We start from the raw sequence: 25,492 nt of genomic DNA on the forward strand, positions 1-25,492 counted from the left end.
CAGAAGTATAAGGCTGATTAACAGGAAGTAGTTATGATTTCTTAATTCTGAAAATCCTTCACCTGTTTAAACAAGAGAAAGCTTGTACCAGGCAGCTATAGAATTACTTTCCAAATGTGTAAGCGACCCCGAACTTGAGAAAGAATGGAGTACCTGGGGTAAAATGGATTTCTGAGACAGGATCTATCTCTCCGGCTAAGCGGGACTCGGTGTCAAATTGCGCTTCTTTCCAGTTGCTGTTCAACAGGTTTTCGCCACTTAGCTTAAACTCCAGATTCTTGTAGGTGTAACTGGCAACCGCGTCTAGCAGGAAGTAACCGCTGGCAGTCACGCTGTAGTCTTCATTGGCTGCCCGGTCTCCTACAAAGCGGTACCGCATACTGCCTTTAAATCCTTTTTTATTTTGGAAACTCAGACCACCGGTGCTGGTGATGGTAGGAGCGAGGGGAATGTAATCGTTGCCTCTTTCTTCATCGCGTGCCCGAGGGCGGGCTAGGTTCAAGTCGGTATCCAGGTACAAATAGTCGGTGATTTGGCCACGTACCGAAACATCCACTCCGTAGCGGCGAGATTTACCGGAGGGCTCCACAACCCCTTCATCCCCTACATACACCAACTCCTGGTCCAAATCCAGGAACCACAGGGCTGTATTCAGGAACCAGCGGTTAGCGGGCTTAAAGGTAAGTCCCAGGTCAGTGCCCCGGGCAGCGGGTAAGGCTTCTCTTCCGCTGGTGCCTGCAGAAACGCGGGTGTCATTAGAGTGGTACCCCATGCCTGAGTTCAGGTAAACCTGCACCACCGGTGACACCGCATAGGTCAGGTTCAGTTTCGGACTGAAGCGGTTCTGCGCGTTCTTTTGCACGGCTGGTATGTCTTGTTCTGCCAGGGCATTCCGGTAAGTGAAGAAGATACGGTCGGCACGTAAAGCGGCATTCACGGTAAACCGCGGCGTCAGTTCCCAAGTTTCGCTTACATATGTAAAGGCGTTGAGCTCGTCAATGTCGCCTTTCTGCACCTGGGACAAAGTAGTAGACCGGTTCTTTGTGCGCGACAACTCTGAATCATGAATGTCATCGTACCGGAATCCTACCCCCATTTTGTGGCGCAGCGGAAAGCCCAGAAAGGTTAAATCCTGCTCGTAGCTGCTCTGGTACCCGTAGATCTCACGGTTTTCCTTTTGCCTTATCTGGTCACCGTTTTCAGGGTCGTTCAGGAAAAAGGTAAAGTTGGAATAAAGCTCAAAACCGTACTTCACGGCATACGCCTGGTTCTTTAGGAGGGCTCCGTTGCCAAGGGTTTTGTCTAAAGTGATGTTGGCGTTGTAGCGGGAGGTGTAGCCGCCTTCGGTGTCATCTATAGCGCCAAACCGACCAATGCTGCCGTCCATTACGGCCCGTTCCGGGATCTGCCCCGAGGCATCCCAGTTGCTCTTGAACGCCGACAGCGAAGCCGTTAAGATGGTGTTTTTGTTGAAGATGCCCTGGTAGCGGCCCAGCACATTAAACCGGTTCAGGCCCTGAGGCGATTCAAAATAGCCGTTGCTGAACAGGTACTCAGAGGCAATGTAGGCGTTCTGCTGATTGTTGCGGGCGTTCTGCCCCAGCAGATTCACCATGCCCACAGCGCGGTACGTATCAAACTGGCCCGCTTCAAATTTAAGCATGCTTTGGTCCAGCACACTGCGGGTCCTGAAATCGGCGTAGCCTGCGGTGGCGAAGTTGCCTTTGTCCGCGTGGTAAGGTCCTTTCCCAAAATCAACGGCTTCAATGGTTTCCGGGATCAGGAAATGGAGATCAGAATAACCCTGGCCGTGCGCGTGCGAGACCATGTTCACCGGCATGCCGTCGGCGGTTAAGCTGATGTCGGTGCCGTGGTCAATGTCAAAGCCCCGCAGGAAGATCTGTTCGGCTTTGCCGCCACCCGCGTGCTGGGCAATGATCAGGCCCGGTACCATGCGTAGCATTTCCTGCGCATTATGGATAGGGCGTAACTGGGCATCTACGGCACTGATCAGTTGCAGGGGGTTTTCCCGCTTAGCCACTACTGATACTTCCTGCAACTCAAGGTTACTGGTTTCCAGGTGCGTGGTAAGAACAGCCGGAATGCCACTGGTCACAGAAACGGTTTGTACTTCCTGCAGAAAGCCCAAGTAGGAGACTTTTACCTCGTACTCCCCGGCTTTCAGGTTATGGAAAGCATACTTCCCGAACCGGTCGGTCACCGAGGTTTTTTCCAGTTGAGTGATGGATACTATGGCTCCTTCAAGGGGGGTGTTGGTGATTTTGCTGTACACCACCCCCTTTATGGATACCTCATGCGCATACGTTACCTGGGCTATGGTTAGACACAGCAGCAGGAATAACCATCCCTTTCTCATACCCCTGGTTTTTAGATTTTAGAGAGCGATGAACTCAACAGTTTTTTTCCTTCTAAAGAAACCGGGGTAATCTGAAATGGATTAATGGTAAAAGATTTTCTGATCAGGTTCTGACCGGCGGCAAGTTTGCCTAATTTATAATCAATAAGGCCGTTCAGGCAAAGGAGCTCTGCATCCTGGCTGTTGGTGCGGGTTGCTTTCTTGATATGCGCAGAAGCCTTAGGATAATTTTGCATGTGGTAATAGATGTTGGCCAGCGTCTTGTTTACGTCAATGTTGTCTGGTCTTCTCTCGTATTCTTTCAGGGCATACTCCAGCGCCTGCGGATAGTCTTTCTTCAATTCCATGTGAATATTGGCCAGCTCGAGGTCCACAATGTGACCGGCTTCCTGGTCTTCTTCCATGCCTTCAATTAATTCTTCTAAGGTATCTTCTGCTTTTCCTTTTTGACCCTGTTTTTGGTAATACCGCACCAATTCTTCCTGGAAGGTAAACTCTGGTAGGGTGTTGGCTGCTTTTACAAAAAGGTCATGTCCTTCTTTAATCTGCCCTTTTTTCATGGCAATGCGTCCTAAACCACTTAAGGCAAAGGCGTATTGTTTGTAATCTACTAAAGCTATTTTGTAATGTATTTCAGCTTTGGCAAGGTCACCGGTCTTCTCATATAAATGACCCAGGTTTACCCGGCTCCAGGCGGTTTGCTCTAACCCTGGAAAACCTGCTTTTACAGCGGCTTCCATGGCTTCAATAGCACCAGGCAAATCGCCATGTATTTCCCGTAGGTATGACACTCTTGAATATGATTTAAGATCAGGGCGCAGTGAGGTCATTTTGTCGGCCATAGCAATGGCTTCTTCGTACTGGCCTAGTTCCACATAGGCATCGCACATGACACCGTATACTGCCGCACCTCTGTCATTGATGGCTTGCGCTTCTTTGGCAGTTGCCAACGCTTTGTCAAACTGGTGCAATGAAAGTTGAATAGAGGCTTTGGCTACTGTGGCTTCATACACCATTACCGCCTCTTCAGGTTTGTCATCCAATACTTCATTTATCAGCTTAAGCGCGGCTGGGTAGTAGTAAGGGTGATCTCCGGTTACGCGGGCTTCCTGCATGTAAGCCAGGGCCAGCAATAATTTGCTTTTGTGGTCATTTGGCTTTTCACGCAAGGTTCTTTGAAGTCCGGCAATGGCCGCCTTGGTGTTCAACCATTCACTGGTGGTGGAGATAGGTCCCTGCCTTTCTTTCAACTGCGGAACAGCCGGATCCTGTTTGCCTTTGTACAGGTAAAAGAATCCAAATGCCACCAAAAAGGAAGTAGCCAAAATAGTTAAGTATATGTAGCTTTTTTTCATATCAGAGGAAATAAAAGGTAGAAAAAGAAATGAAAGACCGGCACCAATGGTGCCGGTCTTTGCTTATTTTATTTGTTCACAATGAACTTAAGGGTCTGGAAGGTATCTGCTCCCGTCTGGATGCGGGCAAAGTAGATACCATTTTTTAGGTTCTTCACATTCACAACAGTCTCATGAACACCTACGGCTCTCTTCGCCTTTTTCATTGGCGAGGCCACTAAAACACCGGTTTCATTGTAGATCTGCAGGGTTACTTCACTTGGCTGACCTATTTTGTAACGGAAGGTTGTTACATCTCTGGCCGGGTTAGGGAAGTTCTCTACCTGTTGCAGGGCCACCTCAGGAGCAGCAAGGTTCATTTTGGCACCTGGTGCAATAGAAGTCATAGGCATAGGGTTGCCGTTCACGTCGCAATTGATGGCGATATGTCCGTCAGAGAATCCTTCCCATGGTTTTGCCTCGTATGGGAACTGCGTCATGAACTCCTTGTCGTTTTTGTCAACTCCATCGGTGAAGCTTAACACATCTACTAAATCCTGAGTTACTGGGCTCTGACCTGGTACATAATCATCGTACCACAAACCAATAGCGGCTAATACTACGCCACTTACCGCCTGTAATTCAATGCGGGTTACGTCATCCTCTAAACGACGTCCGTTCGGGAAACCGTCCATGTTAGGAATAAACTCCAGGTCGGTATTGGTGTTATAGCGCGGATCTGTTAAACCAAGAACAGCTGCCTGTACTAACCCCAAGCTACTGAAATCTGGAGAATTACGTGGAGTAACTGGTACCGCCATGTTGATCCGCAGCATATCGCCAAAAGTAGGCAGGAAGTTGTTGATGAACGGTTTGCCTTTGGCCAGCGGATTGCCGCCTTTTCCTGTTGCCAACTGGTATGGTGGCAGGTTTGGCACACCGGTCATGAAGATCGGAAGTAAATCGACGGAACGTGGTGCGTTAGGGCGAAGTAGATAGTTACCGAATAAATTAGGATCTAGTGCGGTACCACGGGTAGCCGGATTACCAAGTAAAGGATACAAACCTGGAGCACCATTTCTGAAGTCATAGGTACCTAAAGATTTGGTTTGGATTCTTAAAGGAGCAAAGCCTGGTACAGCTGAGCCAAATTTAGAATCATCCATGTACAAGGCAAGTTCTGGATTTACGAAATACTGCTCAAAATCCTTGTTATCCATAGAAGATGGCGTGGCATTCCACTCATCTTTACGGCCAATAGGAATGATTACTTCATTTGTAAGCGGCATACCTAAACGGGAAACCTGTACATATGGTCCTGAGCTGGTCATGGTACCATCTGTATTTCTCACCGTCATTTGCTTACGGCTGGCAGAAGCCCAAACCCCAATGGTAAATCTAGGGTCAAGAATGTTGAAGGCCTGGTCAATTGGTCTGAAGAAATCAGTTACCCGGTAGATTGGAATCTCCATGGCAATGGTATGCACATTCAACTTGGCAAGTCCATCAGGCGCATTTTGTGGTCTGATATTGCCTAAGTCCATGATACCACCTAAATCAATAAAGAATGGATCGTCTACTGGACCGCAGAATACTTTTGAATCATCAGACGTTCTCATAATGGCTGACTTCATCAAAGCATCATAGTTGGAGTTCAAGCCAACGGCTGATTCAATAGAACGAGGCCCTACATTATAAGGAGCTACTTTACCGTCTTTCAGAATCATAGACCAGGTTTTACCGCCGTCTAAGCTTTTGTTGATGGTGTAAGTAGCTTTTTGATTTTCTTTACCCAGTCTTATTTTGAAGAAAGTGGTTGGGTCTTCGTTTACCTTTTTGAACTCAAAACGATAAATAACATCGTCGTAAGTGGTACGGGCATTGTTTTTTATTCTAATGTCATAGGCAATGTCCTCTCCAAAATTGTAATAATTTGGTCCGCCGTGTGGAAGCTGAAAAGGGATAAAGTTAGCGACAATCACCACGTTGTTAGGGTTGGTGGGACTCCGGAAAGCGTAAACGTCCGTATTATCCGCTAACGGGTCATTTGCAATAATGGGGGCTTCCCTGTGGCTTGAGGATTCCAGGTAGTTACTGGTAACACCTGCGGTAAACAGGCCGGCTATCGCCAGTCCCGTTACCCAAATCTTGGGTTTGACTCCCGTAAAAATTTTCATAAGCTTTAATTGTTAGGTGATTAATAACCACTTACTACTTAGTAAGCTTTATGAACACATTTACGACGAAAAGTATAAAACCGGATTTTATTCTTATGTTAAATTTTATAATGAATATGAATTGTCTAATAAAATAATAGAGCTGGAGATAGTTTTTTAAACAATCTGGTTAAAAGTTTATATAAAATATTTTTAAAGCCTTATTTTTTTAAATCATCACAATAATTGCATTTAGGTGAGAAGCTGGTTTTTACAAACTGCTGTTTTAAATTGTATTCTTGTTTTTAGAATCTAATTGTAAATTTTGAAAGCAAACCATATCAACTTATGCAGATATGTTAAATAAGGTGAAGTTGTTTTAGAAGAGCAACAAACGTTTTTCACCTAAAAAGCTGTTTGATGCTTAAGAAGTAGGGATTCGAAATTGAGGTCTTTTTGAATTAATCCTATTCTGGGGTTGGCTGATGTTAGGTCTTGTGACGTAGAAGTAGTGTATAGTTTTAGGTCATTTTTCTAAAAATAAGATGAAAGACACTAACCGTTTATTTATAGCGGCCAAGTTGCCAGATGAAGTTATCACCTATCTGGTACAGGCCCGGCAGGCGTATGATGATCCAGCCATTAGGGCAGTGCCGGAGCAGAACCTTCACCTGACCTTGTACTTTCTAGGAAACGTACCTGCCATTGAAGATACTTTTATCAGGCAGACTCTGGCGCAGGTGGCACAGCGGCATTCCCCATTCAACCTTACCTTAGAACAACTGGAACCCGGTCCAAAACCCAGATCACCGCGTTTGATTTGGGCCCGTTTTACCCTAAACGAAACATTTTCAAACCTCAGCCAGGAGTTAACGCAAGCCCTTTCCTCAGCGCCACCCAAACAGGAAAAGTTTATTCCGCACGTGACGCTCTGCCGATTTAAAAAGGAGGGAGTTGTACCACGCGATTTGCCCATCATTTCTCCTCCTGAAGATATTGTCTATCCAGTTTCTTCCATTGCGCTCTGGCAATCACAGTTAGCCTCGCCACACCCTGTTTATATTGTGTTGGAAGAATATCCGCTGTTTGGATGAAGTAAGCACTGTAAATTGAGGGTTGAAAGACAGATAACCTGATTACCTGCTTATAGGAATGCCTACGAAGGTGCATTGCACCAGCGCAATTTACTGTTCTTCCAGGTGAGTACTTTGTTTTTGGAAGAGTTAAGATTGTAGCTAATTTCTGTTTCTGTCCTGTTTTCCCGAAATTAACGCCATAACGTTATGTCCTTTGCCTGAACCTGAGAATACCCATCGCCACTTCATCCTGCACAAACCCTTCGGCTACCTAAGCCAGTTCATCGGCAATCCCAAAAACAAGAAATTACTTGGAGACTTGTATGACTTTCCTGCGGGTACCATGGCCATTGGGCGGCTAGACCAGGACAGTGAAGGCTTGCTGTTGCTGACCACCAATGGCAAAATGAGCGAATATGTACGGGGCCGGAAAGTAGAGAAAGAATATTATGCCCAGGTAGATGGGATCATCACCCCGGAAGCCATTGTACAATTACAAAAAGGTGGCATAGAGATCTCGCACGAAAAACAGCCTTATTTCACGCTCCCGTGCGTAGCTACCCGGTTAGACCCGGCTCCTGATTCTCCGGAAAGATCTCGCCGGGTACGGGACGACCGGCATGGGCCCACCAGTTGGATTTCTATAACCCTAACTGAAGGTAAAAACCGCCAGGTAAGAAAAATGACCGCAGCAGTAGGATTTCCTACGCTTCGCCTTATCAGGGTTCGGATTGGAAGTATTATCTTAGGGAATCTTGCGCCAGGTCAGGTGCAGGAAGTAGAGGAGTTTGCCCTGTGAGAGGCGGCAACCAAAACGTAAGGAACAGGAGCACGCCAGGAGGATTATCTGAAAAGTTTATACCACATGGATTTATCGCTTACCCAATTAACAGCACTGGAGCAGCAGGTTAAGGAGTTGAAGGAGAAATGTGCTTTTCTGGAGAGAGTCATCCATGAAGTACCTGCTAACATCTATGTTTCTGACTTGCAGAAGGGGGTTGTCTGGTGCAACAAAACAAACGAAGAAACGCTGGGTTACACCTTAGAGGAAATCAAGAACATGGGCGCCCTGGAGTACATGCAGCAAATTGTGCACCCGGAAGACATGAACATACCCGAAGACAGCATTGGACACTACCAGGAGTTTTCAGGAGCTGAGTTTGGGGGAGTGTTCAGGGCCAAGCACAAAGAACAGAAAGAGTATAAATGGTTTATTGGTTGGGCAAAGGCTTTCAAAAAAAACCAGGAGGGACAGGTGAAGGAGATATTGTGCGTAGACGTAGACATGAGTCCGCGCATGAACACCGAAAAACAGCTAATCACGGCCCTGCAGGAAAACCTGAAACATAAAAATAAGCTTCTCTTTAAAACTTTAAGTAACCGGGAGATAGAGATCCTGGACCTGGTGTGCCACGGACTAAGCTCCAAAGTCATTGCCGACAAACTCTTCCTTAGCGTGCACACCGTCAATACCCACCGCCGTAACATCCAGGCCAGGCTAGGCACCACCAACGTTGCAGATTTAGTGGCGCTGGCCAAAGAAGCAGGGTTAGGGTAGATTGATTTTATTTCGGCTTTTACTTCTATAAATCTCCGTTGCCCCATTCCTATACAGGTGGGGCTTTTTTTTATGCTTTTTAATGGGATTCCATCCCCGAACCCTGCTGCCGCTTTCCTCGCCATTTCATAACAGAGTGGCGGTTAAACGATCAAAACCCTCTCCTAAAGGTTACGTTTCTAGAGAAGCCACCCGCACCTATTTTTCTTATACCTAAAGAGTTGTAACAAGAAATCTTGGTAGCGAGACAATCTGTTTCTTCATTGATTTTGCCAAAACAAGCCTTAAACCTATTTGATGATCATAATCAAAGGAGAAGTCTAGGGTAAAAAGTCATGGAAAGGAACAGGAGGTTGAAACAAGTACTCACTAATTTAACAACTTATGGATTCTAACTTACGGCAGAGCGAGGATAACAAATTTATCCCAATGACTTCCATCGCCTCAGGCAAGGCCTGGCAAGCACGACCAGATGTCTATTATTACACAAACCAGATCGTGAATTTTGTCATGATCGGTACTTCTTCTCATTGGGTATTGGTTGATGCCGGCATGCCTAAATGTTCAGAAGAAATACTAGAATTCGCCAGAAGCATTTTCGGGGGTACCGCTAAACCGGCTGCCATCATTTTAACGCATGGTCACTTTGACCACGTAGGCAGTTTAGTTTGGTTGCTGGAAGAATGGGATGTTCCGGTGTACGCGCACCCTCTGGAGTTCCCGTTCCTGACCGGACAGCAGGCTTATCCAGAACCAGACACTTCAGTAGAAGGAGGGATGCTCGCCAAGATTTCTTCCATTTACCCCAATGAACCCATTAACATAAGCCAGGCGAAGCTGCTTCCGTTGCCGGAAAATGGCACCGTACCTGAACTTCCCGAATGGCACTGGGTGTTCACGCCCGGTCATTCACCCGGACAAGTTGCCCTCTTCCGGGAAAGTGACAGAACCCTTATCTCAGCAGATGCGGTCATCACCGTCAAGCAGGATTCGTTCTACAAAGTACTTATGCAAACCGAGGAGATACAAGGACCACCCCGTTACCTCACCACTGACTGGACCGCCGCCTGGGATTCCGTCAGAAAACTGGAAGCCCTGCACCCCCAAATGATTATTCCCGGTCACGGCAAACACATGGAAGGAGAAGCCCTTACCACCGGCTTAAGAAAACTAGTAGAAGAGTTTGACACCATCGCTATTCCCAAACACGGGAAGTTTGTAGATGGAAATGAGTCTTAACTAAATGGAACAAAAGAAAGGCTTATAAATCTCCTTTTAAAACTTTCCATTATTCCAGTCTTTCCATCGAGCGCCTCGCTTTTGGCCATAGATAGGCAACCACTAAGTGAGACCAACAGCTCTGGCCGAAAGGGCAGTGCGAGAGGGTAAGACGAGGCCCCGCGGCCGTGAGCGCTTTTCGCCTAAGATGGAACAACCCTGCATAAGGACCTCCTATTCAATAGTCACTACGACAGTGAAAGCAAACCACATATTCAAAAAGCAGAAGGCTCCGGGATACAACATCCCAGAGCCTTCTGCTTATACTTCACAAATATGCCTTAGTCCTTCAATATAGAAGTCCCCACCTTCAACGCCAACGCATCCTCCATCAAAGCAAATGCCCCATCCGGAATCCCGCTGACTTTCACCAGGTTCTTCCGCAGGTAATAAAACACATAAGAAGCCGCCATAGCCCCTACCAATCCATACAAAGCACCGGTTATTCTGCTTTCGCCATTAGATTCTGCAATGGTGGCACCTACCAGCGCCCCTGAAAATGCCCTTGGCATTAATTGGAGAGGCTTGATACGCTTCGGAGTAAAGGGCAGTTTATCGCCAATTAACTCTGCCACGGCTAATACTTTCATGCCAGTAGCTACCCCTGATTTCTGAAGGTATCCCAGAGAGGAGCCATCCAGGAAAAAGGAATGGGAGTTTGCGAAATGGTTTGAGAGAATGGCCGGGGCCGTCATGGCTCGCATTCCGGCAATGGCACCTAAAGCCATCGCTTTCTGATTGGTGGTGGAGGGAATCAGTTTCATAGTAGGTCAGATTAGTTTTCTCCTCCTATACGGGCAGATGATACTTAAGTACTTATACCAGGAGAAAAGAAAACAAACAGACCCAGGTTAGGCAGGAGGAAGCTAATCCTTTGGGTCACCCGCAATAATTTTTAGTAATTTAACGATTTCAGTAAAGTATGAAGAAAGCCCCGCCGCCTGTAAACGGGTCAGGTGATTTCTTCCTGGGTTAACAACAAAGAGAATGTATTCTATAGATTTTAGAAAAAGGGCCACGCAGTTTTGCCTGATCCTGGTGATTATGACTGGTTTTTCCTGCGGCTCGGTGGCGCAGAAAAACGAAAACAAGAAAAGCCAGACCTGGCTTCAACAACATCGCGAGGCAGAAAAGAACACGGTGTTGCTCAACAACCAGGCAGGGGTGGTGCCGCTCAGGAATCTGGAGCAGAAAATTGCCAGTGTCTCCATTAAAGTAAAACATGCCGCCCAGTTTGACAGCCTCTTAAACAAGTATACCAATGTGACGGCATTTCCGGCAGCAGCCTACGCGCAGGGTAACTCGTTTGCTTCTTTGACGAAGGATCTGGCTTCTTACCAAACTGTGATTGTACAGGCCGAGGCTTCTTCTCTGGGAGATCAACGTATTCTAAATTTCCTGAAAGAGCTACAGAACAGAAAACAACTGCTGCTGGCGCTGTTTGGGGAAGGTGAAAACCTGCAATTGGCAGAAACCCTATCGGCTCCGCTCATCTGGTCAGAGAAGGAAACAGCGGCTTCGGCTAGCTTTGCCGCTCAATTAATATTTGGCGGCGTTCCGGCCACAGCTACCTTAGAGAAAGATTTTTCTGAGAAGTATGCCAAAGGCAAGGGGTTCAAAACCTCAGCCATTCGGCTGAAGTACAGTGTGCCCGAAGAAGTGGGCATCAAATCCAGTAATCTCCAGGCGTCAGTGGATGCGATTGTAGCTGAGGCAATCAGGGAGCAGGCTACCCCGGGCGCGGTGGTGCTGGTGGCGAAAGGCGGAAAGGTGATTTTCCAGAAAGCGTACGGATCGCACACCTATGACAACACCCAAGCCACACAGATCTCAGACATATTTGATGTGGCCTCCATCACCAAAGTCTCTGCCACCACCATGGCGGTCATGAACCTCTATGACCAGCAGAAAATCTCTCTGGATTCCTCGTTTGCGTTTTACGTGCCTTCTGCCAAAAACACGAACAAAGCGGGTATAAAAATACGGGAGTTGCTGCTGCACCAATCGGGTTTACCCGCCGGGGTACACTTGCCGCTGCAGACGCAGGACTACAGCAAAGTGCCTACGGGGCAGTACACCGTCAAGGCCGGAGACAGTGCCTTTATCCGGAAGAGCTATTTTGACGAAGTGATCTGGCCCCGCATGTTGAATGCGAAAATGGGGGTAAAAGACAAATACGTGTACGCCGATGTAAGCATGTACTATCTCAAAGAGGCAGTAGAACGGCAGGCCAAAACTTCTCTGGACACGTTTGTGGCCGAACGGTTCTATAAGCCCCTGGGCATGCAAACTGCCGGTTACCTACCCTTAACCCGTTTCCCAGAGAGCCGCATTGTACCAACTGAGGTAGATGCCACTTTCCGGAAAGCCTTGCTGCGCGGGTATGTGCACGATGGGGGAGCTGCCAAAATGGGAGGTGTCTCAGGGCATGCCGGTTTATTCGCCACAGCAAACGACCTGGCCATTCTGTACCAAATGATGCTGAACGGCGGCACCTACGGAGGCAAGCAATACCTAAAACCCGAGACGGTGCAACTGTTCACCAAAAGACATTCAAACCGAAGCCGCAGAGCATTGGGGTTTGATGGATGGGACCCTGATAGCAGCCAGGGATACCCGGCCAGGCAAGCCTCTCATGAAACGTACGGGCATACGGGCTATACCGGCACCTGCGTGTGGGTAGATCCTAAGAATGAATTAGTGTTTGTATTTCTTTCAAACCGGGTGCACCCAAAAGTATCCAATAAACTGATCTCCTTGAGAACGCGCCAACGGGTACTGGACGCTTTTTATACCGCTTTGCCAGATGCCATAGTCACTACGGTGGGCAAGTAAACCAAAGGAGAACCAGAATTCATCTTAGGGCCGCTGACCTGCGAAAACAAAAAACCAGAGATGGAGTTTAATAGCACTATAGACCTTAAAACCATGGAAGAAACTACCGGATCTGACAAGAAATATGAAACTGCCACGTTTGCGGGCGGTTGTTTTTGGTGTATGGTGAAACCATTTCACAAGTATGAAGGCGTCATAGAAGTGATTTCGGGGTATACGGGGGGGCACGTGCCTAACCCCACGTATGAGCAGGTGTGCTCTGAAACAACCGGGCACTATGAAGCTGTGCAGGTCATCTTTGCCCCTTCGGTTATTTCCTATCAGGAGATTCTGGAAATCTTCTGGCAGTCCATTGACCCTACTGATGCCGGCGGGCAATTTGGCGACCGGGGTTCTTCCTATAAAACGGCCATCTTCTACCATTCAGAGGAACAGAAAGCACTAGCCCAGGCCTCAAAAGAGAAAGTACAGCGGGAGGGACCCTTTGAAACGCCTATTGTAACACCCATCCTGCCAGCCGCTGCTTTTTACCGGGCCGAGGAGTACCATCAGGATTATTATAAGAAGAACCCAAGTCATTACGGCCGTTACTTTGTAGGTTCCGGGAGAGCAGGGTTCCTGGAACGCAATTGGGGAAATAAGTAAAAGTTTATAGGTGTAGTAGAGCTTATCAGAAAATAAGTAAGCCCATCAGAAAGGCGAGCCGGTTACCAGCTTCCTTTTTGATGGGCTTACCTTTTGTGGTTTCCTCTTATAAGATCAATTTTACTCATTTTTTCGAAAGAGGGCTTCAAAACCTTTTCTCTCAAATTTAAGAGGTGAAAGTAGAGGAGCCAGCTTGATTCAGTGCTTCATACTCCTCCTCTGAAAGAGCAATAGAAGCAGCTTTGTAATTTTCTTCCAGGTGCTTCACTTTGGAGGTGCCCGGGATTAGCAGAATGTTGGGGGAGCGATGCAGAAGCCAACTAAGGGCGATCTGTTGGTTAGAGGCATTGTGCTTCTGGCTTATCTGATCCAGCGTTTCCAGGGCTTTCAGGTTTCCTCCGCCCAGCGGGTACCACGGGATAAAGGCCATGGCGTTGTCTTCGCAGTACATGAGTTCGGCTTCCCATTTGCGGTTGTCAAAGCTGTACATGTTCTGCACCGAGACAATCTCTACGTACTTCTGGGCCTGCTGAATCTGGTCAATGGTCACCTCAGACAATCCGATGTGCTTGATCATTCCCTGTTCCTGGGCATCCTGTAAAAACTCAAGCGTTTGCTCAAAAGGGATCTCCGGGTCAACACGGTGAAGCTGGTATAAATCAATGCGATCCAGCTTCAAACGTTGCAGGCTGCCTTCTAAGGCTTCTTTCAGGTGGTCTGGTTTGGCGTTGATGGGCCACTGGTTGGGTCCGGTCCGCAGCAGTCCGCCCTTAGTGCCAATCACTAAGTCTTTGGGGTACGGATAGAGCGCTTCGGCAATGAGTTCTTCAGACACGTTGGGGCCGTAAGAGTCAGCGGTGTCAATAAAGTTGATGCCTAACTCTACGGTTTTCTGTAACACCCTTATGGACTCTTCGTGGTCTTTGGGTGGTCCCCAGATGCCTTCGCCAGTGATGCGCATGGCGCCGAAGCCCATCCGGTTCACAGTTAAATCTCCGCCAATGGAGTAGGTGGGGTTGAAAGTGGTTGGTGTATCTGCCATAATAAATGGGGTTTCTTTACTTAAGAATGTACCCCATTGCCTAAAAGAAGTTGTAGAAAAGAGCTTACCTGAAAGAAACCAGCGGTTGAGTGGTTTAGAGGCTGATTTCAGAAAACAAGCTCTAAATTGTGAGATTACCTATTTCTGCCTTTGGCCAAGGCTTCTTTATACGCTTTCAAAACCCGTTCACGGACCATGGCTTGGTCTACCATAGTAGCGGGGTACGCTGGGGTGCCCAGTTCAGGGATCCATTTCTTAAGGTACTGCTGCTGCTTATCAAACTTCTTGGTTTGAGTTTCTGGGTTGAACACCCTGAAGTAAGGAGCCGCGTCACAGCCGGTTCCGGCGCACCATTGCCAGTTGCCGTTGTTCGCTGAAAGGTCAAAGTCCAGCAGGTGTTGGGCAAAGTAGGCTTCTCCCCAGCGATAGTCAATGAGCAGGTGTTTAACCAGAAAGCTGGCGGCAATCATGCGCACGCGGTTGTGCATGAACCCCGTGGCATTGAGCTCGCGCATGCCGGCATCTACAATAGGGTAGCCCGTGGTGCCCGTGCACCAGCGCTCAAATTGCTCCTCGTTGTTGAGCCATTCCATGTGCTCGTACTCCAGGTGAAAAGGACGTTGCACCACATGCGGGAAGTGGTAGAGAATCATCATAAAGAACTCGCGCCAGATAAGTTCTCCCAGCCACACCGCGTTCAAAGACATTCCCTGCCGGGCCAGTTTCCTGACACTAACTGTTCCAAAGCGCAGGTGCAAACCCAGGCGGGTGGTACCAGGTAGCGCGGGCAAGTTGCGGGTCTGGTCATAAGTACTGATGATGCTTTTCTGCACCGCCTCCGGCGGAAACTCATTATTGTCTGGCGCGGCAAACCCAATGTCTTCTAAACCAGGCAAAGGAAAAGATTCTATTTTCAGAAAATGCGCAGAATCCTGCTCATTGGGGTAAGAGCGCAGGTGAAAATCTGAAAGGGTGGCCATCCACTTGTTTCGGTAAGCACCGAATACCCTGTACGGAGACCCGTCTGGCTTTACCACTTCGCTTTTCTCAAAGATGACCTGGTCTTTGAAGGTATGAAAGCCAACTCCCCTCGCTTCCAGCAGCGCGGCTACTTCCTGGTCCCTGGCCAAGGCATAGGGTTCATAGTCGTGGTTGGCATATACGGCCTTCACCTCAAACCGAATCAGCAATTGGGAGATAATCTCCAGGGGAGAACCGTGTTTCACCAGCAGGGAGGAACCGAAGGTTTGTAGTTGATCCTGCAAGCGGGTGATGGCGGCTTGGATAAAAGCCACTCTTCGGTCCTGTTTTGACGAAAGTTGGTCTAAAATGTCCTGGTCAAAAATGAAGATTGGTAGAACCGGAAACCCGGAGGTAAACGCGTGATACAGGCCGGCGTTATCTGACAAACGTAAATCGCGCCGAAACCAAAAAAGAACAACAGGAACTTGCAAAATGAAAGGGGCAGAGGTATTGTATAAAAAACTGCATTGGTAACAGAAGTTCTACGGTTTTGTTACCCATGTAAGAAGCCTCCTTTTAAAAGTGTTATAGAATGATAAACAAACCCATAGAGGATGTAAGGTTAAAATTTCTGCTTATCTTCTGGTATTCAATGGAAAGGCCCCCAATCTATGGAACATACCGCCCACCTTCTTTTCCACGGTGCCCTCAACGACTTCCTCCCGAAGTATGATCGTGGGCAATGGGTCACCTATAGGTTCACGGGAGCACCGGCAGTCAAAGATGTGGTGGAAGCCTGCAATGTGCCGCATCCGGAAATTGGTAGCATCGCCGTGAATGGGCGTAAGGTGCCGTTTTCCCAGCCGGTGCAGCCTAACGGAAAAGTAGAGGTGTACCCTGCTGTAGCAGAGGGAACAATAGATGTTCTGCCGCCTCTGCAAATCTCCTCACCAGTACCCGCCCGTTTCGTACTGGATGTACATCTGGGTAAACTAGTCCGGTACCTGCGGTTGCTGGGTTTTGATACCTGCTATGAAAACCACTATGATGACCAGACCATTGCCCAGATTGCCGCGCAGGAGCAGCGCATTGTGCTTACCAGAGACATCGGACTGCTAAAGATAAAGACAGTGCAATGTGGCTACTGGCTCAGGTCGCAGCAATGGGAAAAGCAGTTGCGGGAGGTGCTGCACCGGTTTCATCTCATGCCGCAGCTACAGCCCTTCACCCGCTGTATGGGCTGCAACGGCTTAATTAAGGAAGTCGAAAAAAAGGTGGTAATGTCCCTGCTGCCGCCTAAAACGAAGCAGTTCTTCCATACCTTCTACCAATGTACCCACTGTAAGCGGGTGTACTGGAAAGGCTCTCATTTTGACAAAATGCAACGTTTTCTGGACCGCCTTTCCATGGACGAATAATTAGGTTAAGCTTCCATTTTCATTCACTTAAAAAGGTAAATTGGTGGTATAACTTCCAAGGGCCACCCATGTACTCCCAAAGGGTGAATCCCGTGCCAATAATTCTAAATGGGTTAAAGGTTTGCCTTACTTCCTTTTCAGTTTCTTTGGCAACTTCTGGCTTCACCTTGTTTTGGATGGTAATATGTGGCCGAAGCTTTTGCTTGTCCTGTGGTATCAGAAAAGGCTCCCATTGACTTTGCAGGTGTTTGTACAATTCAAACAATTCCTGACTATCAATTTTAAAAGCTACCCCGTTCCCCAAAGACATCAGATCTGATACCTCCAAGTCCATTGCCTTTTGGTGTTTGCAGATTTCAGTAAGTGTATCTAAAACAGAATTTTCAGATGGCGGAAGATGATGAAACAAGGTAAGGTGCGCTTGTAGGTAATTTCTTTCCGGCGGAAAGTATTCTGTCCGAAGCTGGGTGAAGAAGTCGAATGCTTCTTGGTTTAAGGTGAGTGTCAGGATTAAAGGATTGGCTTCCATATAGAGACACCGAGATTAAGGATGATGTAGAAAGTAATCAATAATGCTCTTTGCAGTTGCTTATTCCCAACGCAGTCAGCACCACTTTTGTTAAAGCTTATGTTATAGTTGTTAGTTGTTTACTTTTAATTATTCTTTTTTACAGCTTTGAAAGTATTTGTCATAAACCATTGATCGTTGTGAATAATCAATTTAGTTACTACTTCCAATGAATCTTTGAAAAGAAGCCCTTTAATGATACTTTCAGAGGTAGAAGGAGTGGTGCTTCTACTACTGAATGCCCCATCAATGATTTGAAAATCTTTAAGAATGGGTGACCCATTATCGCCTAACATGATTGTCCATGTGCCTTTGGTTTGCCCTTTCACCACTTTGAAATGTACATCTTTGTAAACAGTATCAATCATTTCAACTGGTCCTGCATAATATCTTTTATTGCTTTTATATTCATTTATACCTACATACTCCCCAGAATAATCCTTTGGAACTTCTTCTTTTTCACAAGCAAAAAAAGATAAATTGATAACATATAAAGCAAAAGCTTTTTTTAAGTGGGCCATCATTTACTTTAAATAAGTAAGATTTATTTCGTGTTCTTGGATAGTTCCCAATAACTAAATAGTTAAAATAACAAGAATGTGAGGGTAGTGATAATTCTTTTTAATACCTCTTCAAAGTATAGAAAATAATCCATACCTAAAAAGCGAGCAGGTTAAATCTAAAAACTATTTGATGCCAGATAGAAGCATACACCCAGTAAGTAGTTCAAGTAAAGTGTAGGGTGCATATTTTAATCATTTCAGCCTAACCAAAACTGGTCTATTCTGGTTAGGTGAAAGTATGTTACAAGATCCGGTTCATATCAATGACGCTTTAAGCAAGTTCTTAATGATAGGAAGTGGGCTATTTTGGACCATAGCCTATATTCTCATTCTTCGGCGCGGCTACAAAGACAAGTACTACGGCATGCCCATGGCGGCGCTCTGTGCCAATGTTTCCTGGGAGTTTATCTTTGCTTTTGTGTACCCGCACCCACAGCCCCAGTTGTACATAGATTACCTGTGGCTTGTATTTGACGTGGGCATTCTGGTGCAGTACCTGGCTTATGGCCGGAGCGAGTTCCCGGAGCACCTTCCCAAAAAACTGTTCTACGTCACTTTCCTTTTTACCCTCGTCTATTGCGCGCTCACCATTACGGCCATGGCACAGGAGTTCAATGACTACATTGGCATTTACGCAGCGTTCGCCCAGAACCTGATGATGTCGGTGCTCTTTATCCGGATGCTGCTGAAGCGGAACAGTTCTAGGGGGCAGTCGGGGTATATAGCCTTGAGCAAGATGGTGGGGACCATCTTTCCATCCATCCTGTTTTACCTGTATTTTCCCAACTCCAATTTACTTCTTCTGCTCTTCTGCGGCATCTTCGTGCTGGACGTCGTGTACTTCCTTTTACTATATGCCAAAATGAAAACTGATGGAATCAATCCCTGGAAGCGGATTTGAGGTTTTCTAAGCCAACTGTCCCTTTCGTTTAGGGGCCGTTTTGTTAATACCGATTTATACTTTGCTGCCCAGTGTTGAAATGAATTTCGCTGAGTAGTCTTTTCCTTACATCTTCTTGATAGGTTCCTCGTTTTTATAAGAAGGCTATTTTCTAGCTGAGAGGTTACTTTTAAGAAACCATGCTATAAATGCGTTTCCTATTACCTTTGGCTTTAAAGGCTTTCTTTAATTACATAAAGAGTATCCACACATGAAGTATAACCAACTTGGTACCTCCACCTTAACGGTAAGTGAAATAAGCTTCGGGTGCATGTCTTTACCCAATGACGAGTCTGAAAGCATTTCTCTTCTGCATCAGGCTTTAGGCGGCGGCATCACCTTATTTGATACCGCAGATTTGTATGAGAAGGGAAAGAACGAGGAGACTGTGGGCAAAGCCTTCAAAGGAAAACGGGACCAGGTGGTGCTGGCTACCAAGGTAGGAAATCAGTGGCGGCCCGATGGCAGCGGCTGGGACTGGAACCCCACCAAAGCTTATATTCTGGAGTCGGTGGAGAAAAGCCTGAGAAGCCTTCAAACCGACTATATAGATCTCTACCAACTGCACGGTGGCACCATTGAAGACCCCATAGACGAAACCATTGAGGCGTTTGAGCTGCTGAAAGAGCAGGGCAAGATACGGGAGTATGGCATGTCCTCCATCAGGCCCAACGTGATCAGGCAGTACGTGAAGAAGTCTAACCTGGTAAGTGTCATGATGCAGTACAGTCTTCTGGACCGCCGCCCCGAGGAACAAATGCTGGATTTGCTGCACGACCATAAAATAGGCGTTCTGGCCCGGGGAAGCTTGGCGCAGGGCCTTTTATTGGGCAAAACCCCGAAGACGTACCTAAACCACACCCTAGAAGAAGTAACCCAAACTGCCGAAGCGTTGAAAGCCATTGCCGGTGCAGAGAACGTTCTAAACACGTCGGTGAAATATGTTCTGCACCATCCGGCCGTGACTACCGCAGTGCTGGGCATCAGGACGGCCTCTCACCTGGAACAGGCTTTTGCCGTGGTCAAAGCACCTTCGCTATCAGAAGAAACCTTGCTTTATTTGCATAAACAAATTCCAGCAGAAGTGTATGAGCACCACCGAAATTAAACTTTCTGCAACAATGAAAGAGCAGAATGGAAGGAAAATAGATCTACGGACTAGACCTTTGCAGGGTATTTTGTTTTAACCTTGTTTTGAGGAAAATGGCTAGAAACAAAATTAACCCTCTAGTAAGATCGAAAAATTACCTCAAAAGCTTTTATCCTTTTAGAAGCTTCTGAGGTAAACATCCATCACGTAACATATCACACAACTATGAACTATAGAGTATTAGGAAAAACTGGATTTAACGTCTCTGAGATCTCTTTGGGCACCTGGCAGGTAGGTGGCCGCTGGGGCGAACCCTTCAATGAGCAAACAGCTGAAACCATCATCAATTCGGCCATTGACGCGGGCGTGAATTTCATTGATACTGCCGACGTCTACAGCGATGGGCTTAGTGAAGCAGCCGTTGCCCGCGTGGTGAAAAGCCGCTCAGAAGAAGTGTTCCTGGCCACCAAGTGCGGACGCCAGATACAGCCGCATGTGTCGCAAGGGTACACTCCGGAAAGCCTCACCAAATATGTGGAGCAAAGCCTCCAAAACATGAAGCTTGAAACCCTTGACCTGATTCAGCTGCACTGTCCGCCCACCGAAGTATATACCCGTCCCGAGATTTTTGAGACCTTTGACCGCCTGAAAGAACAAGGTAAAATCCGCAATTTAGGTGTGAGCGTTGAATTAGTAGACGAGGCCCTGATGGCCATGAAGTACCCCAACGTGACCACGGTGCAAGTAATCTTCAACATGTTCCGCCTGAAGCCCAGCGAGCAGCTTTTCTCTGCCGCCAAAGAAAACAACATAGGCTTGATTGTGCGGGTACCTTTAGCCAGCGGATTACTGACCGGCAAAATGTCGCATGAAACTACCTTCCAACCCGAAGACCACCGCACCTTTAACCGCAACGGCGAAGCTTTTGACAAAGGCGAAACGTTCTCGGGCGTGGACTTTGACCTGGGGTTGGATGCAGTTGAAGAATTGAAACAGTTGTTCCCGGGACAGGAGCCATTGGCAGCCTGGGCCCTTCGCTGGATTCTGATGTTTCCAGAGGTAAGTACCGTCATCCCTGGTGCCTCACGTCCAGAGCAGATTACTTCTAACCTCAATGCCGCTGCTTTGCCGCCGTTAACCTCAGAGCAAATGGAAGGTGTGCAGTCTGTCTACGACAAGTTTATTAAACAAACCGTGCACCAGCTTTGGTAAGGGAGAATTTGCCATAGAAAGCTTAGAACTTATAAGGAAAGCTTTTGCTAAAAGAAGAACTTCTGGAGTTTGAAGTGACAGGAATATAAAAAAAGGGGGCGTCCCCGATGCCCCCTTTTTAAACAAAAATAAAAAACCCTGTATTGAAGTGTTTTGACCCTCTTCATCGGGTGGCAAAGTACAATGGTACATTCCGGTTTAGAAATACCTATTAGTAGGTGTTTATTACTTATTTTTAAGTATTCCTTTCCTCCTGAAACAGGTTCTTCCTACCATCGTTTTTACTTAAACAATTGCTTCCTCCAGAAAAGTAACTCTATCCTGAACCTTCTTTTCCAGTAGGCAAGACTAGTTTTACCACCAAGTTTATTTTATTCTTGCCCATGTATACCAGAGAACAAGCTTCCCAACTGAGACAAGCCTTTTGGACCACCTTTGGGCAATATATTGCGCCGCATCCATCGGCGGAGGGTTTGAAGATCAATTGGTCTAACTACAAAACAGGAATTAAGCACGTGTACTTCAGGATGCGGGCCGAAACCAAAGTAGCCTCCATTGGCATAGAAATCACCCATCCAGACCCCGAACTGCAGGAGTTGTTTTATGAGCAGTTTCTGGAATTAAAAGGCTATCTGCACGAAACCTTGGGCGAGGAGTGGGAATGGGATTTGCACACCACCAATGAGTTTGGCGAAACCATTACCCGTATTTACAAAGAGATAAGGCCGGTCAACGTCTTCAACCGGGAAGACTGGCCCGCCCTGATCTCCTTCTTCAAACCCAGAATCATTGCCTTAGATGAATTCTGGAGTGATGCCCAGTACAGCTTTGAATCTTTAAAGTAGAAGGTCATTCAGATCACTTAGCAGAGAAGTTTCCTTACCAAAGGTGATCCTCTTCACCTTCCTGTTCTCTGTGATGCCGGTAAAAGCCAGACTGGTCATGCAGCGGGTCGCCTTTTCCCTCTAAGTGGTTCTGTAAATCCTGGTGCATTTTCTGCTGGTCTAACTGCAGGAATTCTTTCCAGAGAACCTGGTCATTCAAGGTCATACTTTCCACAAGTTCTTCTAATTGAATGCTTTTACCTTCCTCCACCAGCTTCTGCAAATGCGGATCAGTGGTGAGCAATTGGTTTATCTTCTCTCTGAAATGGCCGTTCAGTTCCTTGTACCGGTCGGCATCCCATTCTGTATTTTCCATAGTGTCCTCTGATTGTTTCTCCTTCAGCTTTTACGCAAAAAGAGGGGTAGATGTGCGGTAAATGAAAGCACTACTTAAGCAGATGCTGTTTTGTACCTGCTTTTTTGAAACCAACCATGAAACCTTTGCTGCTGGTAACTCTCTAGCCTAAGGCGAAGTGTTAGAGTAAAGTGAGAGGGTACCACTCGTCTTCTTTGAATTCAGTTTTATTTGTGGGAAGAGAAAGTAAGGCTTTTGCCTTAAGAATGCTGGTTAAATCTCCGGAACCTGTGGTTGATACGGGAATAGCTTTCAAGATGCCTTCTTCGTTGCGTAAAACTACTGGCACATGATATGTGAGAGCAGGTTTATAGGTGATGGGTTGAGCCAACTGTGCAGACTGCTGTTGAGGTGGCAAACCCAGGGAAGCCTGCAGCCAAGCTCTGAAGTACAGGTGGTAGCATACAAACGTGGAGACCGGATTACCAGGAAACCCGAAGACGATCTTCCCGGCAGGCAAAGTGCCAAACAGCATGGGCTTACCAGGCTTTTGGGCTATTTTATGAAAAACAAGCTCTAAACCCAATTGCTCCAGTACGTGCGGCAGAAAATCAAACTTTCCTTTTGAAACTGCCCCGGATAGCAGAACCACATCATGCTCCTGTATGATGGAAGACAGGTTCTCGTGCATTAGCTCCGGATGGTCTGGTAAATGAAATAGATTTGCCTGAAGATGCTCCTCTAGTAAAGCCGCTGCCAACATGTAGGCATTGGACCTCCTGATTTGGTGGGGCAGGGGCGTTTCGTGTACTTCCACCAACTCATCACCGGTTGAGCAAATAGCTATTTTAGGTAGAGAATAAACCTGCACCCTAGACAAGCCTACTGAAGCCAACGTGCCAATCATAGCTGGGGTGATTTTTGTACCGGCTGCAATCAAAGTAGCTCCAACTTTCTCATCTGATCCCTGAACGTGGATGTTCTGGCCCTTTACCACCTGTTCGGCTTGAATGGTAGCGATTCCGTCTTGAATGATACAAACTTCATAGGGAACTACGGCGTTGGCGTTGCGAGGCAGCATGGCGCCAGTCATTATTTCTATGCAGGTTCCTGCCTGGTCCAGGCTGGTTTGGGGAGCACCTGCCGCCTGAAGCTGAGCAATGGGGAAAGACCTTAGGCCTGAGAGGAAATCTTCGGCTCTGATGGCAATGCCGTCCATCGTGACCCGGTCAAAGGGTGGAAAATCCCGGTCGGCTTTCACCTCTTGGGCCAGTACTCGGTGAAGTGACTTTAGTAGGGCAACCTCTTCAACCTCTAAGGTAACTTTGTACTGCCGCACCAGTTGTAAAGCTTCTTCTGCTGAAATCATAGGTGTCAGGTGTAACTCAGAACCAGCTTGAGGCCAATGAACAGGACGAATGCTCCCGTCAAGCCTTTCACTACTTGCGGCTGGATTTTACGCAGGCTTATCCGGGTGCCCAGCTGTCCGCCTATAAAGACAGCCAGTAACAAAGGCAACAGGAGGGTAGGCTCGGCTTTGAAGTTGCCGCTGGCTATCTGTCCTGCCAAACCCGCTATGGAGTTTACCAGAATGAAAAAGGAAGCTAAGGCCGCAATCGTTTTAGGGTTCGCCCACCTAAGCAAATGTAGTACCGGCGACAACAGAATCCCTCCGCCAATACCTACTAACCCAGAAACAAAGCCGGCTCCTGCCCCTAATATTAAATTGAAGAGCCTGGTATGCTGTGAGTATTGTATTTGGCTAGCTACGGGCTGGGTAAAGTACTGTACAATCAGGAGCACGCCCGAAAAGACTAATACACAACCTAAACAAATAAAGAATACTGCTTGGGAAAGCGCAAAGGTAGCTCCCAGAAAGGCGGCCGGAACACTGCACAGCACCAAAGGTAGAAACTTCTTCAAGTCAAACAGCCCATCTTTGTAGAAGAGGTACGTACTGCCAGAAACCACCACCAAATTACAAAGCAGGGCGGTTGATTTGATCTCCAAAAAGTTAGGCAAGAACAAGGCCAGCAAAGCCAAATAGCTGGAGCCACCCCCGAACCCTACCGAGGAGTAAAGGGTGGCAATGACAAAGAAGCTGAGCACCAGCAAAAGGAGGTTCAGGTCAAAAGTCATCATTTTACTACTAGGGTATCTGGTAATTGGTGGAGCCATGCCTCCATGCCACCTGCCATACTGAATACCTCAAGCCCGGGTTCCTTTTTCAGCAGCAGTTCAGCAGCTTTCAAACTGCGGCCTCCTTTCTGGCAGATGGTCACCACCGGAAGATGCAGGGGCAACTGATCTAGTTGGAAAGGCAGAACGCCTAGGGGCGTAAGTAGCGCTTTCTGCAAATGTGCCTGGGCATATTCGTTCTGTTCCCTAACGTCCAGCAGCAAAAATTTCTTTCCCTGGCTAAACCATTCATATACCTCATGAACAGAAACTTCTGGAACAGTACTGCACGAATCTACCACATATGAAGATTGTAAAGTTTGTATGCTTTGGTTCTGCGGGTTGGCTTTCAGCTTTATTTTGTACTGGGTCAGGTTCAGGTAATCCAGCATAAGCAAAGACCCAGAGATGGATTTTCCTACGCCCGTCAGCACTTTTACCGCTTCTAACGCTTGTTGCATGCCTATGAGTCCAGGTACTACGCCCAGCACCCCGGCTGTATTGCAATCTGGGATTTCTGAAGCAGAAGGCGGCGTAGGGTAGAGGCAGCGGTAGGTGGGACCTCCATGGTAGTTGAATACGCTTACCTGACCCTCAAACTGGTGCAGCGCACCGTAAACAAACGGTTTGCCCAGCACCACACAAGCGTCATTGATGAGATATCGGGCTTCAAAGTTATCGGTTGCATCTATGACTAAATCATACCCCTGTATGATTTCTAAAGCATTCTGCGGGGTGAGATGTGTTTTGTAAGAAGTGAACTGGATTTCCGGGTTCAATTGTGCCAGTTTTTGTACAGCTACTTCTACCTTCAATTGGCCTACTTCAGCAGTGCTGTACAACACCTGGCGGTGCAGGTTACTTAAACTGATCTGGTCTCCGTCTACCAGTCCTAGGTAACCAATGCCCATACCGGTTAAGTACTGCAGCACAGGAACGCCTAAGCCCCCGGCACCTACCACCAGCACCTTGGCCTCCACCAGTTTTTGCTGGGCCTCGGGGCCAAATCCAGGTAGTTGTACTTGTCGGCTATAACGGTTGTCCATGGTTCTGGTTTGAAAGGTATTTTTGGAGCACCTG

Annotated in this window: 23 protein-coding genes; 11 read left to right on the forward strand and 12 right to left on the reverse strand. The window is 47.2% G+C overall.

Features of this window, described 5'->3' with window-relative positions; genetic code table 11:
• Nucleotides 1-103 precede the first annotated feature (103 nt).
• From DC20_RS17950 to DC20_RS17960, 3 genes are all read right to left on the reverse strand, one after another.
• Entirely contained in the window at nt 104-2,377 is a 2,274-nt protein-coding gene (locus tag DC20_RS17950) for a TonB-dependent receptor (protein ID WP_062545090.1), read from the reverse strand.
• Between the two features lie 11 nt (nt 2,378-2,388).
• Nucleotides 2,389-3,732 (reverse strand): tetratricopeptide repeat protein, encoded by a 1,344-nt coding sequence (locus DC20_RS17955; RefSeq protein ID WP_157593235.1) that lies wholly within the window; start codon nt 3,730-3,732, stop codon nt 2,389-2,391.
• Nucleotides 3,733-3,800: 68 nt separating this feature from the next.
• On the reverse strand, nt 3,801-5,888 hold the full coding sequence (locus DC20_RS17960) for a DUF4331 family protein (protein WP_083470374.1): 2,088 nt from the start codon (nt 5,886-5,888) through the stop codon (nt 3,801-3,803).
• Between the two features lie 524 nt (nt 5,889-6,412).
• On the opposite strand from DC20_RS17960, the gene thpR reads away from it, so the two are divergent.
• From thpR to DC20_RS17980, 4 genes are all read left to right on the forward strand, one after another.
• On the forward strand, nt 6,413-6,961 hold the full coding sequence (gene thpR / locus DC20_RS17965; protein WP_062545092.1) for an RNA 2',3'-cyclic phosphodiesterase: 549 nt from the start codon (nt 6,413-6,415) through the stop codon (nt 6,959-6,961).
• Between the two features lie 196 nt (nt 6,962-7,157).
• The gene (locus tag DC20_RS17970) at nt 7,158-7,742 is read left to right on the forward strand and encodes a pseudouridine synthase (protein ID WP_062545093.1); all 585 of its coding nucleotides are present in this window, start codon (nt 7,158-7,160) and stop codon (nt 7,740-7,742) included.
• Nucleotides 7,743-7,808: 66 nt separating this feature from the next.
• A complete protein-coding gene (locus DC20_RS17975; protein ID WP_062545094.1) occupies nt 7,809-8,501 on the forward strand; it encodes a LuxR C-terminal-related transcriptional regulator in 693 nt (230 codons plus the stop codon).
• Between the two features lie 384 nt (nt 8,502-8,885).
• A complete protein-coding gene (locus tag DC20_RS17980) occupies nt 8,886-9,740 on the forward strand; it encodes an MBL fold metallo-hydrolase (protein WP_062545095.1) in 855 nt (284 codons plus the stop codon).
• 320 nt (nt 9,741-10,060) lie between these two features.
• Here DC20_RS17980 and DC20_RS17985 read toward each other — a convergent pair whose 3' ends face one another.
• Nucleotides 10,061-10,543 (reverse strand): DUF4126 family protein, encoded by a 483-nt coding sequence (locus DC20_RS17985; protein WP_062545096.1) that lies wholly within the window; start codon nt 10,541-10,543, stop codon nt 10,061-10,063.
• Between the two features lie 223 nt (nt 10,544-10,766).
• Between DC20_RS17985 and DC20_RS17990 the strand changes: the two genes are divergently transcribed.
• Nucleotides 10,767-12,614, forward strand: coding sequence for a serine hydrolase domain-containing protein (locus DC20_RS17990; RefSeq protein ID WP_062545097.1), 1,848 nt, complete (start codon nt 10,767-10,769; stop codon nt 12,612-12,614).
• 60 nt (nt 12,615-12,674) lie between these two features.
• The gene (gene msrA / locus DC20_RS17995) at nt 12,675-13,259 is read left to right on the forward strand and encodes a peptide-methionine (S)-S-oxide reductase MsrA (RefSeq protein WP_218918715.1); all 585 of its coding nucleotides are present in this window, start codon (nt 12,675-12,677) and stop codon (nt 13,257-13,259) included.
• A 166-nt stretch (nt 13,260-13,425) separates the two neighbouring features.
• Here msrA and DC20_RS18000 read toward each other — a convergent pair whose 3' ends face one another.
• The gene (locus DC20_RS18000; protein WP_062545098.1) at nt 13,426-14,301 is read right to left on the reverse strand and encodes an aldo/keto reductase; all 876 of its coding nucleotides are present in this window, start codon (nt 14,299-14,301) and stop codon (nt 13,426-13,428) included.
• A 134-nt stretch (nt 14,302-14,435) separates the two neighbouring features.
• A complete protein-coding gene (locus tag DC20_RS18005; RefSeq protein WP_245652243.1) occupies nt 14,436-15,710 on the reverse strand; it encodes a cryptochrome/photolyase family protein in 1,275 nt (424 codons plus the stop codon).
• A gap of 225 nt (nt 15,711-15,935) precedes the next feature.
• On the opposite strand from DC20_RS18005, the gene DC20_RS18010 reads away from it, so the two are divergent.
• Complete coding sequence (locus tag DC20_RS18010) at nt 15,936-16,682, forward strand: Mut7-C RNAse domain-containing protein (RefSeq protein ID WP_062545100.1); 747 nt, start codon at nt 15,936-15,938, stop codon at nt 16,680-16,682.
• Nucleotides 16,683-16,701: 19 nt separating this feature from the next.
• Here DC20_RS18010 and DC20_RS18015 read toward each other — a convergent pair whose 3' ends face one another.
• Complete coding sequence (locus DC20_RS18015) at nt 16,702-17,211, reverse strand: 2'-5' RNA ligase family protein (protein ID WP_062545101.1); 510 nt, start codon at nt 17,209-17,211, stop codon at nt 16,702-16,704.
• A gap of 125 nt (nt 17,212-17,336) precedes the next feature.
• Nucleotides 17,337-17,774, reverse strand: a complete 438-nt coding sequence (locus tag DC20_RS18020) for a hypothetical protein (RefSeq protein WP_062545102.1) — start codon at nt 17,772-17,774, stop codon at nt 17,337-17,339.
• Nucleotides 17,775-18,051: 277 nt separating this feature from the next.
• Here DC20_RS18020 and DC20_RS18025 point away from each other — a divergent pair, with 277 nt between their 5' ends.
• The 4 genes from DC20_RS18025 to DC20_RS18040 all read left to right on the forward strand — a co-directional run bounded on the left by DC20_RS18025 (nt 18,052) and on the right by DC20_RS18040 (nt 21,900).
• A complete protein-coding gene (locus tag DC20_RS18025) occupies nt 18,052-18,714 on the forward strand; it encodes a transmembrane-type terpene cyclase (RefSeq protein ID WP_062545103.1) in 663 nt (220 codons plus the stop codon).
• Between the two features lie 250 nt (nt 18,715-18,964).
• The gene (locus DC20_RS18030) at nt 18,965-19,861 is read left to right on the forward strand and encodes an aldo/keto reductase (RefSeq protein ID WP_062545104.1); all 897 of its coding nucleotides are present in this window, start codon (nt 18,965-18,967) and stop codon (nt 19,859-19,861) included.
• A gap of 207 nt (nt 19,862-20,068) precedes the next feature.
• On the forward strand, nt 20,069-21,055 hold the full coding sequence (locus tag DC20_RS18035) for an aldo/keto reductase (RefSeq protein WP_062545105.1): 987 nt from the start codon (nt 20,069-20,071) through the stop codon (nt 21,053-21,055).
• A gap of 383 nt (nt 21,056-21,438) precedes the next feature.
• Nucleotides 21,439-21,900 (forward strand): DUF4268 domain-containing protein, encoded by a 462-nt coding sequence (locus DC20_RS18040; RefSeq protein WP_062545106.1) that lies wholly within the window; start codon nt 21,439-21,441, stop codon nt 21,898-21,900.
• A gap of 34 nt (nt 21,901-21,934) precedes the next feature.
• Here DC20_RS18040 and DC20_RS18045 read toward each other — a convergent pair whose 3' ends face one another.
• The 4 genes from DC20_RS18045 to DC20_RS18060 all read right to left on the reverse strand — a co-directional run bounded on the left by DC20_RS18045 (nt 21,935) and on the right by DC20_RS18060 (nt 25,458).
• Nucleotides 21,935-22,255: a hypothetical protein gene (locus DC20_RS18045; protein WP_062545107.1), complete on the reverse strand. Its 321-nt coding sequence runs from the start codon at nt 22,253-22,255 to the stop codon at nt 21,935-21,937.
• A 160-nt stretch (nt 22,256-22,415) separates the two neighbouring features.
• Nucleotides 22,416-23,603, reverse strand: coding sequence for a molybdopterin molybdotransferase MoeA (locus DC20_RS18050; RefSeq protein WP_062545108.1), 1,188 nt, complete (start codon nt 23,601-23,603; stop codon nt 22,416-22,418).
• 5 nt (nt 23,604-23,608) lie between these two features.
• Entirely contained in the window at nt 23,609-24,376 is a 768-nt protein-coding gene (locus tag DC20_RS18055) for a sulfite exporter TauE/SafE family protein (protein ID WP_062545109.1), read from the reverse strand.
• A complete protein-coding gene (locus DC20_RS18060; protein WP_062545110.1) occupies nt 24,373-25,458 on the reverse strand; it encodes a HesA/MoeB/ThiF family protein in 1,086 nt (361 codons plus the stop codon). The genes DC20_RS18055 and DC20_RS18060 overlap by 4 nt, the downstream gene beginning before the upstream one ends.
• Nucleotides 25,459-25,492 lie beyond the last annotated feature (34 nt).

The sequence above is a fragment of the Rufibacter tibetensis genome, from assembly GCF_001310085.1.
Lineage (GTDB): Bacteria > Bacteroidota > Bacteroidia > Cytophagales > Hymenobacteraceae > Nibribacter > Nibribacter tibetensis.

Bases quoted from the DNA above. Each gene is read 5' to 3' on its own strand.
- DC20_RS18030 (WP_062545104.1), top strand. From the start codon at position 18,965: ATGAAGTATAACCAACTTGGTACCTCCACCTTAACGGTAAGTGAAATA.
- DC20_RS18050 (WP_062545108.1), bottom strand. From the start codon at position 23,603: ATGATTTCAGCAGAAGAAGCTTTACAACTGGTGCGGCAGTACAAAGTT.
- msrA (WP_218918715.1), top strand. From the start codon at position 12,675: ATGGAGTTTAATAGCACTATAGACCTTAAAACCATGGAAGAAACTACC.
- DC20_RS18010 (WP_062545100.1), top strand. From the start codon at position 15,936: ATGGAACATACCGCCCACCTTCTTTTCCACGGTGCCCTCAACGACTTC.
- DC20_RS17975 (WP_062545094.1), top strand. From the start codon at position 7,809: ATGGATTTATCGCTTACCCAATTAACAGCACTGGAGCAGCAGGTTAAG.
- DC20_RS17960 (WP_083470374.1), bottom strand. From the start codon at position 5,888: ATGAAAATTTTTACGGGAGTCAAACCCAAGATTTGGGTAACGGGACTG.
- DC20_RS18055 (WP_062545109.1), bottom strand. From the start codon at position 24,376: ATGATGACTTTTGACCTGAACCTCCTTTTGCTGGTGCTCAGCTTCTTT.
- DC20_RS18015 (WP_062545101.1), bottom strand. From the start codon at position 17,211: ATGGAAGCCAATCCTTTAATCCTGACACTCACCTTAAACCAAGAAGCA.
- DC20_RS17985 (WP_062545096.1), bottom strand. From the start codon at position 10,543: ATGAAACTGATTCCCTCCACCACCAATCAGAAAGCGATGGCTTTAGGT.
- DC20_RS18045 (WP_062545107.1), bottom strand. From the start codon at position 22,255: ATGGAAAATACAGAATGGGATGCCGACCGGTACAAGGAACTGAACGGC.
- DC20_RS18060 (WP_062545110.1), bottom strand. From the start codon at position 25,458: ATGGACAACCGTTATAGCCGACAAGTACAACTACCTGGATTTGGCCCC.
- DC20_RS18040 (WP_062545106.1), top strand. From the start codon at position 21,439: ATGTATACCAGAGAACAAGCTTCCCAACTGAGACAAGCCTTTTGGACC.
- DC20_RS17950 (WP_062545090.1), bottom strand. From the start codon at position 2,377: ATGAGAAAGGGATGGTTATTCCTGCTGCTGTGTCTAACCATAGCCCAG.
- DC20_RS17980 (WP_062545095.1), top strand. From the start codon at position 8,886: ATGGATTCTAACTTACGGCAGAGCGAGGATAACAAATTTATCCCAATG.
- DC20_RS17955 (WP_157593235.1), bottom strand. From the start codon at position 3,732: ATGAAAAAAAGCTACATATACTTAACTATTTTGGCTACTTCCTTTTTG.
- DC20_RS17990 (WP_062545097.1), top strand. From the start codon at position 10,767: ATGTATTCTATAGATTTTAGAAAAAGGGCCACGCAGTTTTGCCTGATC.
- DC20_RS18020 (WP_062545102.1), bottom strand. From the start codon at position 17,774: ATGATGGCCCACTTAAAAAAAGCTTTTGCTTTATATGTTATCAATTTA.
- DC20_RS18000 (WP_062545098.1), bottom strand. From the start codon at position 14,301: ATGGCAGATACACCAACCACTTTCAACCCCACCTACTCCATTGGCGGA.
- DC20_RS18025 (WP_062545103.1), top strand. From the start codon at position 18,052: ATGTTACAAGATCCGGTTCATATCAATGACGCTTTAAGCAAGTTCTTA.
- thpR (WP_062545092.1), top strand. From the start codon at position 6,413: ATGAAAGACACTAACCGTTTATTTATAGCGGCCAAGTTGCCAGATGAA.
- DC20_RS18035 (WP_062545105.1), top strand. From the start codon at position 20,069: ATGAACTATAGAGTATTAGGAAAAACTGGATTTAACGTCTCTGAGATC.